15 protein-coding genes are annotated in these 14,444 nt (G+C 70.9%); 4 read left to right on the forward strand and 11 right to left on the reverse strand.

Features of this window, described 5'->3' with window-relative positions; translation table 11 throughout:
* Positions 1 to 10: 10 nt before the first annotated feature.
* Positions 11 to 1,363: a class I SAM-dependent RNA methyltransferase gene (locus tag ABEA26_RS31120; RefSeq protein WP_345596802.1), complete on the reverse strand. Its 1,353-nt coding sequence runs from the start codon at positions 1,361 to 1,363 to the stop codon at positions 11 to 13.
* A 93-nt stretch (positions 1,364 to 1,456) separates the two neighbouring features.
* Entirely contained in the window at positions 1,457 to 3,520 is a 2,064-nt protein-coding gene (locus ABEA26_RS31125) for an APC family permease (RefSeq protein ID WP_345596804.1), read from the reverse strand.
* Positions 3,521 to 3,751: 231 nt separating this feature from the next.
* Between ABEA26_RS31125 and ABEA26_RS31130 the strand changes: the two genes are divergently transcribed.
* From ABEA26_RS31130 to ABEA26_RS31140, 3 genes are all read left to right on the forward strand, one after another.
* Complete coding sequence (locus ABEA26_RS31130; protein ID WP_345596805.1) at positions 3,752 to 3,877, forward strand: hypothetical protein; 126 nt, start codon at positions 3,752 to 3,754, stop codon at positions 3,875 to 3,877.
* A 222-nt stretch (positions 3,878 to 4,099) separates the two neighbouring features.
* A complete protein-coding gene (locus ABEA26_RS31135) occupies positions 4,100 to 4,771 on the forward strand; it encodes a potassium channel family protein (RefSeq protein ID WP_345596806.1) in 672 nt (223 codons plus the stop codon).
* Complete coding sequence (locus ABEA26_RS31140; protein ID WP_345596808.1) at positions 4,771 to 5,448, forward strand: potassium channel family protein; 678 nt, start codon at positions 4,771 to 4,773, stop codon at positions 5,446 to 5,448. The genes ABEA26_RS31135 and ABEA26_RS31140 overlap by 1 nt, the downstream gene beginning before the upstream one ends.
* Positions 5,449 to 5,576: 128 nt before the next feature.
* On the opposite strand, the gene ABEA26_RS31145 is transcribed toward ABEA26_RS31140, so the two are convergent.
* The 7 genes from ABEA26_RS31145 to ABEA26_RS31175 all read right to left on the reverse strand — a co-directional run bounded on the left by ABEA26_RS31145 (position 5,577) and on the right by ABEA26_RS31175 (position 12,398).
* The gene (locus ABEA26_RS31145) at positions 5,577 to 6,365 is read right to left on the reverse strand and encodes a DUF3159 domain-containing protein (RefSeq protein WP_345596810.1); all 789 of its coding nucleotides are present in this window, start codon (positions 6,363 to 6,365) and stop codon (positions 5,577 to 5,579) included.
* Between the two features lie 3 nt (positions 6,366 to 6,368).
* Positions 6,369 to 6,767 carry an OB-fold nucleic acid binding domain-containing protein gene (locus ABEA26_RS31150; protein ID WP_279564688.1) on the reverse strand — a complete coding sequence of 133 codons (399 nt, stop codon included), beginning with the start codon at positions 6,765 to 6,767 and terminating at the stop codon, positions 6,369 to 6,371.
* A 62-nt stretch (positions 6,768 to 6,829) separates the two neighbouring features.
* Positions 6,830 to 7,513 carry a response regulator gene (locus tag ABEA26_RS31155; RefSeq protein ID WP_345596811.1) on the reverse strand — a complete coding sequence of 228 codons (684 nt, stop codon included), beginning with the start codon at positions 7,511 to 7,513 and terminating at the stop codon, positions 6,830 to 6,832.
* Positions 7,510 to 10,104 carry an ATP-binding protein gene (locus ABEA26_RS31160; RefSeq protein WP_345596813.1) on the reverse strand — a complete coding sequence of 865 codons (2,595 nt, stop codon included), beginning with the start codon at positions 10,102 to 10,104 and terminating at the stop codon, positions 7,510 to 7,512. Before ABEA26_RS31160 ends, ABEA26_RS31155 begins: the two co-directional genes overlap by 4 nt.
* 371 nt (positions 10,105 to 10,475) lie before the next feature.
* Positions 10,476 to 11,228: a DUF3710 domain-containing protein gene (locus tag ABEA26_RS31165; protein WP_345596814.1), complete on the reverse strand. Its 753-nt coding sequence runs from the start codon at positions 11,226 to 11,228 to the stop codon at positions 10,476 to 10,478.
* 1 nt (position 11,229) lies between these two features.
* On the reverse strand, positions 11,230 to 11,817 hold the full coding sequence (gene dut / locus ABEA26_RS31170; RefSeq protein ID WP_345596816.1) for a dUTP diphosphatase: 588 nt from the start codon (positions 11,815 to 11,817) through the stop codon (positions 11,230 to 11,232).
* Positions 11,814 to 12,398, reverse strand: coding sequence for a PaaI family thioesterase (locus tag ABEA26_RS31175; RefSeq protein ID WP_345596818.1), 585 nt, complete (start codon positions 12,396 to 12,398; stop codon positions 11,814 to 11,816). The genes dut and ABEA26_RS31175 overlap by 4 nt, the downstream gene beginning before the upstream one ends.
* A 57-nt stretch (positions 12,399 to 12,455) precedes the next feature.
* On the opposite strand from ABEA26_RS31175, the gene ABEA26_RS31180 reads away from it, so the two are divergent.
* Entirely contained in the window at positions 12,456 to 12,920 is a 465-nt protein-coding gene (locus ABEA26_RS31180; RefSeq protein WP_345596821.1) for a DUF3093 domain-containing protein, read from the forward strand.
* Between the two features lie 13 nt (positions 12,921 to 12,933).
* Here the strand turns inward: ABEA26_RS31180 and ABEA26_RS31185 are convergent, their stop codons facing one another.
* Positions 12,934 to 13,887, reverse strand: a complete 954-nt coding sequence (locus tag ABEA26_RS31185; RefSeq protein WP_345596823.1) for a hypothetical protein — start codon at positions 13,885 to 13,887, stop codon at positions 12,934 to 12,936.
* 13 nt (positions 13,888 to 13,900) lie between these two features.
* Complete coding sequence (locus ABEA26_RS31190; RefSeq protein WP_003993510.1) at positions 13,901 to 14,197, reverse strand: DUF4193 domain-containing protein; 297 nt, start codon at positions 14,195 to 14,197, stop codon at positions 13,901 to 13,903.
* Positions 14,198 to 14,444 lie beyond the last annotated feature (247 nt).

Here is a 14,444-nt window from a genome sequence, read left to right on the forward strand (position 1 = left end):
AAACCGCAGGTCAGGAGCCCTTCGCGGCCGGTTCGAGGATGGCGACACACTCCACGTGGTGCGTCATCGGAAACAGATCGAACACCCGCAGCATCCGCACCCGGTACCCCCCGTCCCGGAAGTACGCCAGGTCCCGGGCGAGCGCCGCCGGGTCGCAGGCCACGTAGGCGATCCGCCGGGCGCCCAGCGACGCCATGTGCTGCACGGTCTTCTTGCCCGCGCCCGCGCGCGGGGGGTCGAGGACGATGAGGTCGACCTCGTCGATCCCGGTGCGCGGCAGGACGGACTCGACCTTGCCCTGTTCGATGCGGACCCGGTCGAAGCCGGCGAGGTTGTGCCGGGCGTCCTCGACCGCGCGCTTGCCGGACTCGATGCCGAGGACCGCGCCCTTGTCGCCGACCCGGTCGGCCAGTGCGCCGGCGAAGAGACCGACGCCGCAGTAGAGGTCGAGGGCCATGTCGCCCTTGCGCGGGAGCAGGCCCTGCATGACCGCGAGGACCAGGGTGTCGGCGGCCTTGGGGTGGACCTGCCAGAAGCCGCCGGAGCCGACCCGGTAGGTGCGGTCGTCCGCGCGCTCGCGGACGAAGGGGCGGCCGTGGACGCGGTGGACGCCGCCGTCCTTCTCGTCGACGCGCATGACCGATACGGGGCGGTCCAGTTCGACGAGAGGGAGCCTCGCACCCGGGCGGGGAGTCAGGATGACCTGCCGGTCCTGCGAGCCGCTCGCCGCGATCGCCTCGACGGACTCCATGCCCGTCCAGTCCCGCTGCTCGATGCCCAGTTCACTGACGCCCTCGGCGGCGATCATGCAGTGGTCGATCGGTTCGACCTCGTGCGAGCGGTGCTTGCGCAGGCCCGCGTTGCCCTCGGCGTCCACCGCGTACTGCACCCGCGTGCGCCACGACGGGACCTGGCCGGCGGGCACCTTGTCGCCCTCGGCAGGCATCACCGTGCCGTCCCAGCCGGCCTCCTCGGGCGTGAGGCCCGCGAGACGCTTCAGCTGCTCGGTGACGACCTCGCCCTTCAGGCGGCGCTGCGCTCCCGGCTTGGCGTGCTGCCAGTCGCAGCCCCCGCAGCGGCCGGGGCCGGCGAAGGGGCAAGGAGCCTCGATGCGGTCCTTGGAGGCGTCCAGGATCTCGACCGCGTCGGCGCGCAGGAAGCGGGCACCCTCCTCGCCCTCCGTGACCCGGGCCACGACGCGCTCGCCGGGCAGCGTGTGCCGGACGAACAGCACCTGGCCCTCGGACGTGCGGGCGATGCAGTGGCCGCCGTGGGCGACGGGGCCGATCTCGACCTCGTACTCCCGGCCCACCAGGGAGACGCCCTGGGACTCCGCCTGCGACTTCTTCGGTTCTGCGTGCATGGCGGGGTGACTCCAGAGAACGGGGTGGCAAGAGACGGACGATCAAGAGGCGGACGCCGTGAGGCGTACGACAAAGGACAGCAGCCGTCCAGTCTACGTCGACGACGAGGAGTCCTTCGCCCGGCCGTGCTGTGCCGGACCGCGCCGGACCGCGCCGGGCGCGCTCCAGTTCTGCCGCTTGCGGGCCCGGCGCTTGGCGGCCTCGGAGGACTGGAGCTGGTAGGGGACGGAGGTGACCATGACGCCGGGGGTGAAGAGGAGACGGCCCTTGAGACGCAGCGCGCTCTGGTTGTGCAGCAGGTGCTCGTACCAGTGGCCGACCACGTACTCGGGGATGATGACCGAGACCGCGTCGCGCGGGGACTCCTTGCGCAGGCTCTTGACGTACTCGATGACCGGGCGCGTGATCTCGCGGTACGGCGAGTCCAGCACCTTCAGCGGTACGGCGATGCCGCGCCGCTCCCACTCCGCGCGCAGCGCCTTGGTCTCCGCCGGGTCGACGTTGACGCTGAGCGCCTCCAGGGTGTCGGAGCGCATCAGCTTGGCGTAGGCGAGGGCGCGCAGGGTGGGGCGGTGGATCTTGGAGATCAGGACGACCGAGTGGACGCGGGAGGGACGCACCATGTCGTCGGGCTGCGCCTCGTCGGGGTCCTCGGGGGCGGCGATCTCCTCGGCGACGCGGTCGTAGTGCTTGCGGATCGCCGTCATCGTCGCGAAGAAGATGCACATGCCCAGGAGGGCGACCCAGGCGCCGTGCGTGAACTTCGTGGCCAGGACGACGACCAGGACGAGTCCGGTGAAGAAGGCACCGAAGGTGTTGATCGCGCGGGAGCGGATCATGCGGCGGCGCTTGGCCTGGTCCCGCTCGGTGGCCAGGTGGCGGTTCCAGTGGCGGACCATGCCGATCTGGCTGAGCGTGAAGGAGACGAACACTCCGACGATGTAGAGCTGGATCAGGCGGGTGGAGTCGGCGTCGTAGACGAAGACCAGGAGCATGGCCGCGCCGGCGAGGAGCACGATGCCGTTCGAGAAGGCCAGGCGGTCGCCGCGGGTGTGCAGCTGGCGCGGCAGGTAGCGGTCCTGGGCGAGGATCGAGCCGAGCAGCGGGAAGCCGTTGTACGCGGTGTTCGCGGCGAGGAAGAGGACCAGGGCGGTGGCGGCGGCCAGGACGACGAACAGGAAGCTGCCCTCGCCGAAGACCGCCTCGGCGACCTGCGAGATCACCGGGTGCTGGACGTAGTCCGCGCCGAGCGGGACGCCGTTGTGGAAGAGGTCGGTGGCCGGGTTCTCCGACATGCGGACGTCGGTCGCGGCGGCCAGCGCGATGATGCCGCAGAACATGGTGACGGCGAGCAGGCCCATCATCGCGAGGGTGTTCCCCGCGTTCTTCGACTTGGGCCTGCGGAAGGCCGGGACGCCGTTGGAGATCGCCTCGACGCCGGTGAGCGCGGCACAGCCGGAGGAGAAGGCCCGCAGGAGGAGGAAGACGATGGCGAAGCCGGCCAGCCCGCCGTGTTCCGGTTCGATCTCGTAGTCCGCCGTCGGCGAGCGCATGGTGTCGTCGAGCACCAGGCCGCGGAAGGCACCCCACGCGATCATGATGAAGACGCCCGCGACGAAGACGTACGTCGGAATCGCGAACAGGGTGCCCGACTCCCTGACCCCGCGCAGGTTCATCAGCGTCAGCAGCAGGATCACGGCCGACGCGCAGAGGACCTTGTGCTCGACGACGAAGGGGATCGCGGAGCCGAGGTTCTCGATGCCGGAGGAGATGGAGACGGCGACGGTCAGGACGTAGTCCACCAGCAGCGCGCTGGCCACCGTCAGGCCGGCCTTGGGACCGAGGTTGGTGTTCGCGACCTCGTAGTCGCCGCCGCCGCTCGGGTAGGCGTGCACGTTCTGCCGGTAGGAGGCGACCACGGTGAACATCAGCACGACGACCGCGACGGCGATCCAGGGGCTGAAGTGGTAGGCCGACACGCCCGCGACGGACAGGACCAGCAGCACCTCGCCGGGCGCGTACGCCACGGAGGAGAGCGGGTCGGAGGCGAAGACGGGGAGGGCGATGCGCTTCGGCAGGAGCGTTTCCCCCAGCCGGTCACTGCGCAGTGCGCGCCCGATCAGGATCCGCTTGGGCACGTCGGTCAGTTTGGACACAACAGAGGATCGTAAGCCTTCGAACGGGCGCCCGCCCACCCGCCACCCCCCATCGGCCCGCCGTCTGCTCCACGGGTGAATTCGAAGGGTGTCGCGGCTGAGGATTCCGCAGGTTACCGGGTTGGTGTGCCCATATGGCTGCCTGCTTGGCTGCTCGTACGGCAAGCATCGTTTCCGATCGCCGTTCCGTTCCGCTTGCCGGCCGTCGCAGCCCGTGGAGGTCCCCTGCACGTGAGCGCGGAGTTGACCGGGGGCGCCGTCACGCTCCTCGGCCTCGGAATCCTCACTCTCGCCGGCATCCGCGGCAGCGGCGGCATCCGCGGCATCGGCCGGCGGAGGTCGTCGGCCAGGGGGTGAGACGGCTCCTGCGGCCACAGGAGGCTTGCCGTTACGTTGGGTGCGGACGGGAGAGGCCGGGCTTCCCGGGGCCCCGAGAGGCGTCAGCGTCGGTACTCACCGGCATGATGTCCCCTGCGGCCCCGACACTGGCCGCGACGTGTCGCCAGGCGAGCCGAAAGAGAGACATGAGCAGGACATCCACAGAGGCCGGCGCGCCCGCGGAAAGCGGGGTGTGAGGCGATGCACATCGTCATCATGGGCTGCGGGCGCGTGGGCTCCGCCCTCGCGCAGACCCTGGAGCAGCAGGGGCACACGGTCGCCGTCATCGACCAGGACCCCACCGCCTTCCGTCGCCTCGGTTCCACGTTCGGGGGCCGAAGGGTCACCGGCGTCGGTTTCGACCAGGACACCCTGCGCGAAGCCGGCATCGAAGAGGCAGGCGCCTTCGCCGCGGTCTCCAGCGGTGACAACTCGAACATCATCGCCGCCCGCGTGGCCCGCGAGATGTTCGGCGTGGAGAACGTCGCCGCCCGTATCTACGACCCTCGCCGTGCGGAGGTCTACCAGCGCCTGGGTATCCCCACGGTCGCCACCGTCCGCTGGACGGCCGACCAGATGCTGCGCCGACTGCTCCCCTCGGGCGCCGAGCCGCTGTGGCGCGATCCCACCGGCGGCGTCCAGCTCGCCGAGGTGCACACCTCGGCGTCCTGGGTCGGCCACAAGATCAGCAGACTCCAGGAGGAGACGGGTGTGCGGGTGGCGTTCCTCACCCGGCTCGGGGAGGCCATACTGCCGTCCTCGCAGACGGTGTTGCAGGAGGGTGACCTGGTGCATGTGACGATGCGCACCGACGAGGTCCACAAGGTCGAGGCGGCGTTCGCCAAGGGTCCCGAAGAGGAGGCCGGTCACTGATGAGGGTCGCCATTGCCGGAGCCGGTGCGGTCGGCCGCTCGATCGCGGGCGAGCTGCTGGAGAACGGCCACGAGGTCCTGCTCATCGACAAGGCACCGACCGCCATCTCGGTCGAGCGCGTTCCGATGGCGGAGTGGCTGCTCGCCGACGCGTGCGAGATCACGTCCCTGGACGAGGCGGCGCTGCAGCGCTGCAACGTCGTCATCGCCGCGACGGGTGACGACAAGGTCAACCTGGTCGTCTCCCTGCTCGCCAAGACGGAGTACGGCGTTCCGCGCGTCGTCGCCCGGGTGAACAACCCGAAGAACGAGTGGCTGTTCAACGAGTCCTGGGGCGTGGACGTCGCCGTCTCCACCCCGCGGCTGATGTCGGCCCTGGTCGAGGAGGCGGTGAGCGTCGGCGACCTGGTCCGGCTGCTGCGCTTCAGCCACGGCGACGCCAACCTGGTGGAACTGACGCTGCCGGAGGAGTCGACGCTGGCAGGCATCCAGGTCGGCGACGTGGAGTGGCCCGAGGACACCTCGCTGGTCACGATCATCCGCGGCACCCGGGTGCTGACCCCGTCCCCGGAGGACTCCCTGGAGGCGGGCGACGAGCTGCTGTTCGTGGCGGCGCAGGCCCGTGAGGAACAGCTGGAGGACCTGCTGTCGGCCCGGCGGACCGACGCCGTTCGCTGAGTCGGGGCAGGGCCCGCGATACGTCGGTGGGGGCGCCCGGAGATCTCCGGGCGCCCCCACCGACGTATGCCGTCAGTCCTGAGCCGTCAGTTCTATGCCGTCAGTCCTGAGCCGTCAGTTCTATGCCGTCAGTCTTTGCGGTGCCTGCCGCCGCGTGCGGAGTCCACGGCTTCGCCGTCCCGGGCCTCGCGCTCGGCCTTGTCGCGCTCGGCCTTCTCCTCCTCGGCCTTCTCGGCCGCCTCCATCTCCGCGAACACGTCGATGGGGGCCGGCGCCTTCGCCAGGAACACCCAGGTCAGCCAGACTGCGAGCAGGAACGGGGGGATCTTCAGGGTGACCAGGACCCAGCCGAGCTGCTCGGTGTCGGCCCACCAGTACAGCGGGAAGAGGATCGCGCTCTTGCCGAGCAGGATCAGGCCCCAGGCGTAGCTGGCCTTGGTGTACGCCTTCTTCCGGCCCGGGTTGCGGGTGCGCCAGGAGAGGTTCTCCTTGAAGACCGGGCCGAGGATCAGGCCGATCAGCGGCACTCCGGCCAGCGAGGTGACGATGTACGCCATGGCCAGGCCCAGGGTGTAGAGCATGCCCGGCAGGTAGAAGTTCTTGGCGTTGTCGGTCATCATCGCGAAGACCACGCCGAAGGCGACGCCGAAGACCCCGCTGAAGGCGTGCTTGACGGTGTCCTTCATCACCAGCCGGACCACGACCAGCACCAGCGACACGGCCAGCGCCGCGATCGCCGACATGCGCAGGTCGTTGTTGAGCGTGAAGATGGTGACGAAGAGCAGACCCGGCAGCACCGTCTCGACCAGGCCCCGCACGCCGCCGAACGCTTCGAACAGCGCGGCCTCCGTCACCGCCCGGGCGTCGTCGGCTTCCGTGTCTTGGGGGTCTTCGGTCGGCTTGTCGAGCGACGTCACCGGCTACTCCCGTCCGAGGGGTCTCAGTTCGTATTTCGGGTTGAAGAGCACCCGGCGGCCCCGGCTCATGGAGATCCGGCCCGATGCGATGAGCTTGCGCCCCGGCTCTATGCCCACGATCGAGCGTCTGCCCAGCCACACCACGTCCAGGGCGGCGGAACCGTCGAACAGCTCGGCCTCCAGGGCCGGGACGCCCGCACGCGGTCGCAGGGTGACCGTGCGCAAGGTACCAGTAACCGAGACGATCTGCCGGTCCTGGCAGTCGCAGATGCGGGTGCAGCCGGCGGTGTCGGCGTCCTCGCGCAGTTCCTCGGACTCCAGGTCCTCCTGCGACGAGGACAGCCGGTCGAACATGCGCCGGAACCGGCCCATCGGCTTGTCGGAACGCGGAGCAGCACTCATATCTGAAGCGTACCGGGGCGCGCCGACAGCCAGACACCCTCTCCGGGCCGGTATCGCGAGGCTCACTTCTCGAAGCGGTACCCCATGCCCGGCTCCGTGATGAAGTGCCGCGGGTGCGCGGGGTCCGCCTCCAGCTTGCGGCGCAGCTGCGCCATGTAGACCCGCAGGTAGTTCGTCTCCGTCCCGTACGACGGCCCCCACACCTCCCGCAACAGCTGCTTCTGACTGACCAGGCGTCCGGTGTTGCGCACCAGCACCTCCAGCAGATGCCACTCGGTGGGAGTGAGCCGTACGTCCTTCCCACCCCGGTGCACCTTCTTCGCGGCCAGGTCGACGGTGAACTCCGCGGTGTCCACGACCACGTCGTCCTCGCCGCCCGGGACCGGCTCGGCCCGGCGGACGGCGGCGCGCAGCCGGGCCAGCAGTTCGTCCATGCCGAAGGGCTTGGTGACGTAGTCGTCGGCGCCCGCGTCGAGTGCCTCCACCTTCTCGTCGGAGGAGTGCCGGGCGGACAGCACCAGGATCGGCACCCGGGTCCAGCCGCGCAGGCCCCTGATCACCTCCACGCCGTCCATGTCGGGCAGGCCGAGGTCCAGCACCACCACGTCGGGGTGGCGTGCGGCCGCGAGCTGGAGCGCGGTGGCACCGTCGTGGGCGGCGTCGACCTCGTAGTGCCGTGCCTTGAGATTGATCACGAGGGCACGCACGATCTGCGGTTCGTCGTCGATCACGAGCACCCGGGTCATCGGGCGGCCTGCCTTTCTGCTGTCTCGGAGAGCGGTGCCGCAGCGTGCGGTGCCGCGGAGTGCGGTGCAGCGGAGAGCGGTGCAGCGGCTCCGGGGGGTCCCGCCGCGCGGAGCGTGAGCACCATGGTGAGGCCGCCGCCGGGGGTGTCCTCGGCGTTCAGGGTGCCGCCCATCGCCTCGGCGAAGCCCCGGGCCACGGCCAGGCCGAGCCCCACTCCCGCCCCGCGCGGGACATCCCCGTAACGCTGGAAGGGCTCGAAGATACGGTCCTTGGCCTCGTCCGGCACCCCCGGCCCCCGGTCGACGACCCGCACCTCGACACGGTCCGCGAGGGCGCTGGCGGCGACCAGGACGGTGCGGCCGGCGGGGCTGTACTTGACGGCGTTCTCGACCAGGTTGGCCATCGACCGCTCCAGGAGCCCCGCGTCGACGGCGACCATGGGCAGCGTCTCGGGGATGTCCAGTTCGGCGCTCCCCTCGGGCACCCCGCCGAGCGCCATCGGCACCACCTCGTCGACGTCGATCTCCCGGATCAGCGGCGTGACCGTGCCGGTCTGGAGGCGGGACATGTCGAGCAGGTTGCCCACGAGGTGGTCGAGGCGGTCGGCGCCCTCCTCGATGCCTTCCAGGAGTTCCGCCCGGTCCTCCTCGGACCATTCCACGTCGTCGGACCTCAGGCTCGTGACCGCCGCCTTGATCCCGGCGAGCGGCGTGCGGAGGTCGTGGCTGACGGCGGCCAGCAGTGCCGTACGGATGCGGTTGCCCTCGGCCAGCGCGCGGGCCCGGTCGGCCTCCTCGCGCAGGCGTCGCCGGTCCAGGACCACGGCGGCCTGGGCGGCGAAGGCGGCCAGTACCCGGCGGTCCTCGGCCGGCAGGACGCGGCCGGTCAGCGCGAGGGCCATGTGGTCCCCGACCGGCATGTCCACGTCCGCGTCCTCGGGACGCCCGACCGGCGGGCCCGCCCCGGCCCGGCCGGCGCAGGTCCAGGGCGACACGTCGTCCTCCCGTTCCAGGAGGGCGGCCGACTCCATGCCGAAGGTCTCGCGGACCCGTTCCAGCAGTGCCTCCAGGCTGGTCTCGCCGCGCAGGACGTTGCCCGCGAGGAAGGAGAGGATCTCGGACTCGGCACGCAGCCGGGCGGCCTGGTGGGTGCGGCGGGCCGCGACGTCGACGACCGAGGCCACGGAGAGCGCGACGCCCACGAATATGGCCAGCGCAAGGATGTTCCTCGGGTCGGCGATGGTGATCCGGTTGACCGGGGGCGTGAAGAACCAGTTCAGCAGCAGGGACCCGACCGCGGCCGAGGCCAGCGCCGGGTACAGCCCGCCGAGCAGGGCAGCGGCCACCGTCAACGCCAGGTAGAACAGGACGTCGTTGGCGAGTCCCAGGTGAACGGTGTTCAGCACCAGTGTCAGCAGCACCGGTCCACCGAGGCCCGCGACCCAGCCCCAGACGATCCGGGAGCGCCCGAGCCGCGCGCCTCTGGCCACCGGCAGCCCGCGCCCCTTGGCGACCTCCTCATGGGTCACGATGTGGACGTCCAGGTCGGAGCCCGACTCGCGGGCGACCGTGGCGCCGACACCGGGGCCGAAGACGTACTGCCAGGCCTTGCGGCGCGAGGAGCCGAGGACGATCTGGGTGGCGTTGACGCCGCGCGCGAAGTCGAGCAGCGCGGCCGGTATGTCCTCGCCGAGCACGTGATGGAAGGTCCCGCCGAGGTCCTCCACCAGGGTGCGCTGCACCGCCAGCTCCTTCGGAGAGGCCGAGGTCAGGCCGTCGCTGCGGGCTATGTACACGGCCAGCACCTCGCCGCCGGCGCCCTTCTCGGCGAGGCGCGCGGCCCGCCGTATCAGCGTCCGGCCCTCGGGACCGCCGGTCAGACCGACCACGATGCGCTCGCGCGAGCCCCAGATCCTGGAGACGCGGTGCTCGCTGCGGTACTGCTGGAGGTACTCGTCGACCCGGTCCGCGACCCACAGCAGGGCCAGTTCCCGCAGTGCGGTGAGGTTGCCGGGGCGGAAGTAGTTGGACAGGGCCGCGTCGACCTTGTCCGGCTGGTAGATGTTGCCGTGGGCCATGCGGCGGCGCAGCGCCTGCGGCGACATGTCCACCAGTTCGATCTGGTCCGCGCGCCGCACCACCTCGTCCGGCACCGTCTCCCGCTGCCGCACCCCGGTGATCGACTCGACGACGTCGCCGAGTGACTCCAGGTGCTGGATGTTGACGGTCGACACGACGTCGATGCCGGCGGCCAGCATCTCCTCGACGTCCTGCCACCGCTTGGCGTTGCGGGCGCCGGGGACGTTGGTGTGAGCCAGCTCGTCCACCAGGGCCACCCTGGGGGCCCGGGCCAGCACCGCGTCCAGGTCCAGCTCGGTGAAGAGCGCGCCGCGGTGCGCCAGCTCCCGGCGCGGTACCTGTTCCAGGCCGTGCAGCAGTACCTCGGTACGCGACCTGCCGTGGTGCTCCACGAAGGCCACGACGCAGTCGGTTCCCCGCTCCGTGCGTCGGTGCGCCTCGGACAGCATCGCGTACGTCTTGCCGACGCCCGGCGCCGCGCCGAGGTAGATCCGAAGCTTGCCGCGTCCCATGGCCTCATTGTCTTCCGGTCACCGCTGAGTGCGCAGCGTCGACCCTACGGCCAGCAATCCCGACAAATGGGGGCAGGGGACGGGTCGGGAGCCCTCTTTGACGGAACTCTGACGTCCGCGGCCGTGACGTCCCGCCATTGCCGTCACCGCTCGACCGCGGGCCTCACACTCCCCCAGCGCATGGACGGCATCGGGGCGTCCCCGGCCGCCCCGACCGTGAGCGGAGCCCGTGCCGTTCACGGGGCCGGGCATGGCGGAAGGGCCGCGTCCCCTGCGCGATTTCCAGGGGACGCGGCCCTTCCCGCGCGCGTGCGGAGGCTCGCGCGCGTACGGAAAAACGCGCGTACGGAAAAACCGTGCGGAGTCCTGGCCTACCGGACCTCGGTGATCTCCGGTCCGCGCTGGAGCTGGCCCATGCCGCCGGCGAAGCGCGAGCCCTCCTCCTGCTGGACACCCTCGGGGACCATCTGCGCGTCGTTCGGCAGCTTGAGGACGATCGGGTCGCGGGGGGCCATCGGGCCGTCGCCGCGGACCACGACCGTGTCCCGGAAGATCTGCTCCAGCAGACCGGCGGCCTGCGGCTGCACCGCGCCCTGGCCCGAGATCACTCCGCGCAGGAACCAGCGAGGGCCGTCCACGCCGACGAACCGCACGACCTGGAAGCCGCCCGTGCCGTCCGGCAGCTGCACCGGGACCTGCGCCCGCAGCTCCCAGCCCAGCGGGCCCTCGACCTCGTCGATGATGCCGCCCTGCTGGGTGATGCCGGAGCCGATCTCCTCGCGCACCTCGCCCCAGATTCCCTCGCGCTTGGGCGCCGCGAAGCCCTGCAGCTGGATGGCGCTGTCGCGCAGCACGACGGTCGCGGCGACGATCGCGTCGCCCGCGACCTCCACCCGCAGTTCCATGCCGTCGACTCCGGGTACGAACAGGCCGCCCAGGTCCACCCGGCCCTCGGCCGGGTCGCGGACCTCGGTGCTGTCCCAGGGCCCGTCGGGCCGCGGTTCGGGCTCGAGCCGCACTCGCTCGCCCCTGTCGCCCGCCTCGCTGTCGACGCTGTCGACGACCTGCTCGGCCTCGCCGGCCGCGTCCTCGGCGGCATCCCTGTTCTTGCGACGTCCGAACACGTCACTGTCCTTCCCGGTCGGATACGACCGAAGCGTATCGATTCCCACCCGTCGGGCCGCCCTCGGCGACCTGACCGCTTGTGCCGCTTGTGCCGCTTGCACGGTCCGTCTCGGCGTGACCGCCGGTGGACCCGAAGCCCCCTTCGGCCCGCGCCGAGCCGGGAAGCTCCGCGACCTCGCGGAAGCGGACCCTCTCGACCTGCTGGACGACCAGTTGGGCAATCCGGTCGAAGCGCTCGAACCGCACCGCCTCGCGCGGGTCGAGATTCACCACGATCACCTTGATCTCCCCACGGTACCCGGCATCAATCGTCCCCGGGGCATTCACGAGGGCGACACCGCAGCGGGCGGCCAGCCCGGAACGTGGGTGCACGAAGGCCGCGTACCCCTCCGGGAGCGCCACAGACACGCCCGTGGGCAGAACGGCCCGCTCGCCGGGCTCGAGTTCGCAGCCGACGGTGGTGCGCAGGTCGGCTCCCGCGTCGCCGGGCTGGGCGTACGCCGGAAGCGGCACGTCGGGGTCGACTCGGCGGATCAGGACATCGAGTTCCGGCCTGGGCTGCTGATCCGCGGGGCTCGGGCCGCTCACGGGTTCACCTCGAAGGCGCGGGTGCGGCGGATCCGGTCGGGGTCGTCCATGGCGGCGCGGATCTCCTCCTCGCGACCGTGGTCGACGAAGTGATCGATCTTGACCTCGATGAAGAGGGCGTCGGCGCGGACGGCCACGGGCCCGTCGGGGCCGCCGATCCGGCCGGTGGCGGTGGAATAGATCTTCCGGCCTGCCAGTGCCGTCACCTCGGCCTGCAGGTACAGCGTCGTGTCGACGGGCACCGGCCGCAGAAAATCCGTCTCCAGCCGTCCGGTCACCGCGATCGTGCGCAGCAGCCAGTTGAGCGAGCCGAGGGTCTCGTCCAGGGCGCTGGCCAGCACGCCGCCGTGGGCCAGGCCGGGTGCGCCCTGGTGGGCGGGCCGCACGGTGAACTCGGCGGTGATCGACACGCCTTCGCCCGCCCGTGCCTGGAGGTGAAGTCCGTGGGGCTGGTCGCCGCCACAGCCGAAGCACTGGCCGTAGTGCGCGCCGAGCAGCTCGCCGGGGGCGGGCGCGTCGGGGTGCCGTACGGGTTTCACGGCGTCGGCGGGGGGCTGAAGACCTGGGGAAGTACCACTCACAGGCGCAGACCTTACCCGCGCGCCGGCCGAACTCCGATACCGTGCCAAGCTTGTTCCATGCAGCTCTCCACCGCCCCGTACGAAGAACGCCTCACCGCGCCCCGCTCCTGGTGGCTGGGCTCCTTCCTGGTGGGGGTCTCCTTCGCCCTCGTCCTGCTGCCCTTCGGCACGCTGCCGATGCTGGGCGGCCTGGCCGGCGGGACGGCCGTGGCCGCGGTGGTGGCCAGTTCGTACGGCGCGGTCCGTATCCGCGTCGTGGGCGACTCGCTGATCGCGGGCGAGGCGAAGGTGCCGCTCTCGGCCCTGGGCGAGGCGGAGATCCTCGACCCTGCGGAAGCCCGTGCCTGGCGCACCCACAAGGCCGATGTCCGCGCCTTCCTGCTGCTGCGCGCCTACATCCCGAGGGCCGTTCGCGTGATGGTCACGGATCCGGAGGACCCGACTCCGTACCTGTATCTGTCGACCCGCGAGCCGGAGCGGCTGGTGGAGGCCCTGACGGCGGCGAAGGCCGCGGCGGCGTAGCGCACACGCGGGATCAGCGGCCGCCGTCCCTGCCGGGGCGGCGGCCGCTCTCCTCGGCGCCGCCGAGTTCCTTCGTGAGGGCGCCCATGTCCAGCGCGTCCTGCGGTCCGTCCAGCGCGGGCAGTTCGCCGAGGGCGCTCCACGGCACCTGTTGCTTGCGCAGGTCCGCCCTGATTCTGGCGGCCAGCTTTCTGGTGTCGCGGCGGTTCATGACGGCACCCACCGCCGCGCCCACCATGAACGGCATCAGGTTCGGCAGGTCACGCACCATCCGCTTCATGATCTGCTGGCGCAGTTGGCGCTTCATGTGGCTGTTCATCGCCGAGCCGAGGCTCGAGGGCTTGGACACGTCGACGCCGCGCTCGTCCGACCAGGAATTCAGGTACGCGGTGCTGCGCTGCGCGAGACCGCCGGGCGGACGCACGCCGTAGACCTCGTGGAGCTCGGCGATCATCTTGAGCTCGATCGCCGCCACGCCGGTGATCTCGGCGGCCAGTTCGGTGGGCATCGCGGGCGGCACGGGCATCATCGCCGCCGCGCCGACTCCCGCTCCGACGGTCGCCGTGCCTTTGGCGGCGCCCGCCACGAGCCGGTCGGCGAGCTCCTCGGGTCCGAGACCCGGGAACTGCCCGCGGAGCTTCGCCAGGTCCCGTACGGGCACGCGCGGGGCCAGATCGATGATCCGGTCCGCGAGATGTGCCAGGGCGGCCCTGGCACGCCGGCCTCCGTTGCGGACCCCCTGTCCGGCCTTGTGCCGGAACGCCGCCGCCCGTCGCCGGGCAGCGGGCGCCGGCGCCTGCGCGGTCGCCGGCAGGTCACCCCGGTCGACCACTGATTCGAGCGAGGCCGTCCCCGTATCGGTCGGGCCCCGCTCGTCGTCATTCGCGCTGTAGGGACCGTCGGACGGTCCTTGGTCCGCTTCCCGTCGGGAGAAGCGGCGCTTCCAGGGAGGGGTCGAGCCAGTCACGGCCGACCCCGCCTCAGTCGCAGTCGCGGCAGATCGGCTGGCCGTTCTTCTCCCGGGCCAGCTGGCTGCGGTGGTGCACCAGGAAGCAGCTCATGCAGGTGAACTCGTCCTGCTGCTTCGGAAGTACACGGACGGCCAGTTCCTCGTTCGAGAGGTCGGCGCCGGGAAGTTCGAGGCCTTCCGCGGCCTCGAACTCGTCGACGTCGACGGCCGAGGCGGACTTGTCGTTCCGCCTTGCCTTCAGCTCTTCGAGGCTGTCCGAGTCGACATCGTCGTCGGTCTTGCGTGGAGTGTCGTAATCAGTTGCCATGGTCGCTCTCCCCCTCTGGGTATCTGCGGGTGTCTCCAGCGCACGTAACGCGTGAGAGGCCGGACTTGTGCCCGACCCGAGGCGGAGATTTTGCCTCACATCAAGGTCTGTTACTCAATCGACACCCAACCGGACTCCTCATGAGTGATCGCCTTGGATGGCGATGCGGACCGTACACGGTCCGAATGCCGCACTTCAAAGGCGTCTCACCGTGTACTTCCCGTGACCAGGACCCCTGAAAACCAGC

The sequence above is a fragment of the Streptomyces marokkonensis genome (assembly GCF_039539045.1).
Classification (GTDB): domain Bacteria; phylum Actinomycetota; class Actinomycetes; order Streptomycetales; family Streptomycetaceae; genus Streptomyces; species Streptomyces marokkonensis.

Bases quoted from the DNA above. Each gene is read 5' to 3' on its own strand.
- ABEA26_RS31120 (WP_345596802.1), bottom strand. From the start codon at position 1,363: ATGCACGCAGAACCGAAGAAGTCGCAGGCGGAGTCCCAGGGCGTCTCC.
- ABEA26_RS31135 (WP_345596806.1), top strand. From the start codon at position 4,100: ATGCACATCGTCATCATGGGCTGCGGGCGCGTGGGCTCCGCCCTCGCG.
- ABEA26_RS31140 (WP_345596808.1), top strand. From the start codon at position 4,771: ATGAGGGTCGCCATTGCCGGAGCCGGTGCGGTCGGCCGCTCGATCGCG.
- ABEA26_RS31150 (WP_279564688.1), bottom strand. From the start codon at position 6,767: ATGAGTGCTGCTCCGCGTTCCGACAAGCCGATGGGCCGGTTCCGGCGC.
- ABEA26_RS31155 (WP_345596811.1), bottom strand. From the start codon at position 7,513: ATGACCCGGGTGCTCGTGATCGACGACGAACCGCAGATCGTGCGTGCC.
- ABEA26_RS31160 (WP_345596813.1), bottom strand. From the start codon at position 10,104: ATGGGACGCGGCAAGCTTCGGATCTACCTCGGCGCGGCGCCGGGCGTC.
- ABEA26_RS31180 (WP_345596821.1), top strand. From the start codon at position 12,456: ATGCAGCTCTCCACCGCCCCGTACGAAGAACGCCTCACCGCGCCCCGC.
- ABEA26_RS31190 (WP_003993510.1), bottom strand. From the start codon at position 14,197: ATGGCAACTGATTACGACACTCCACGCAAGACCGACGACGATGTCGAC.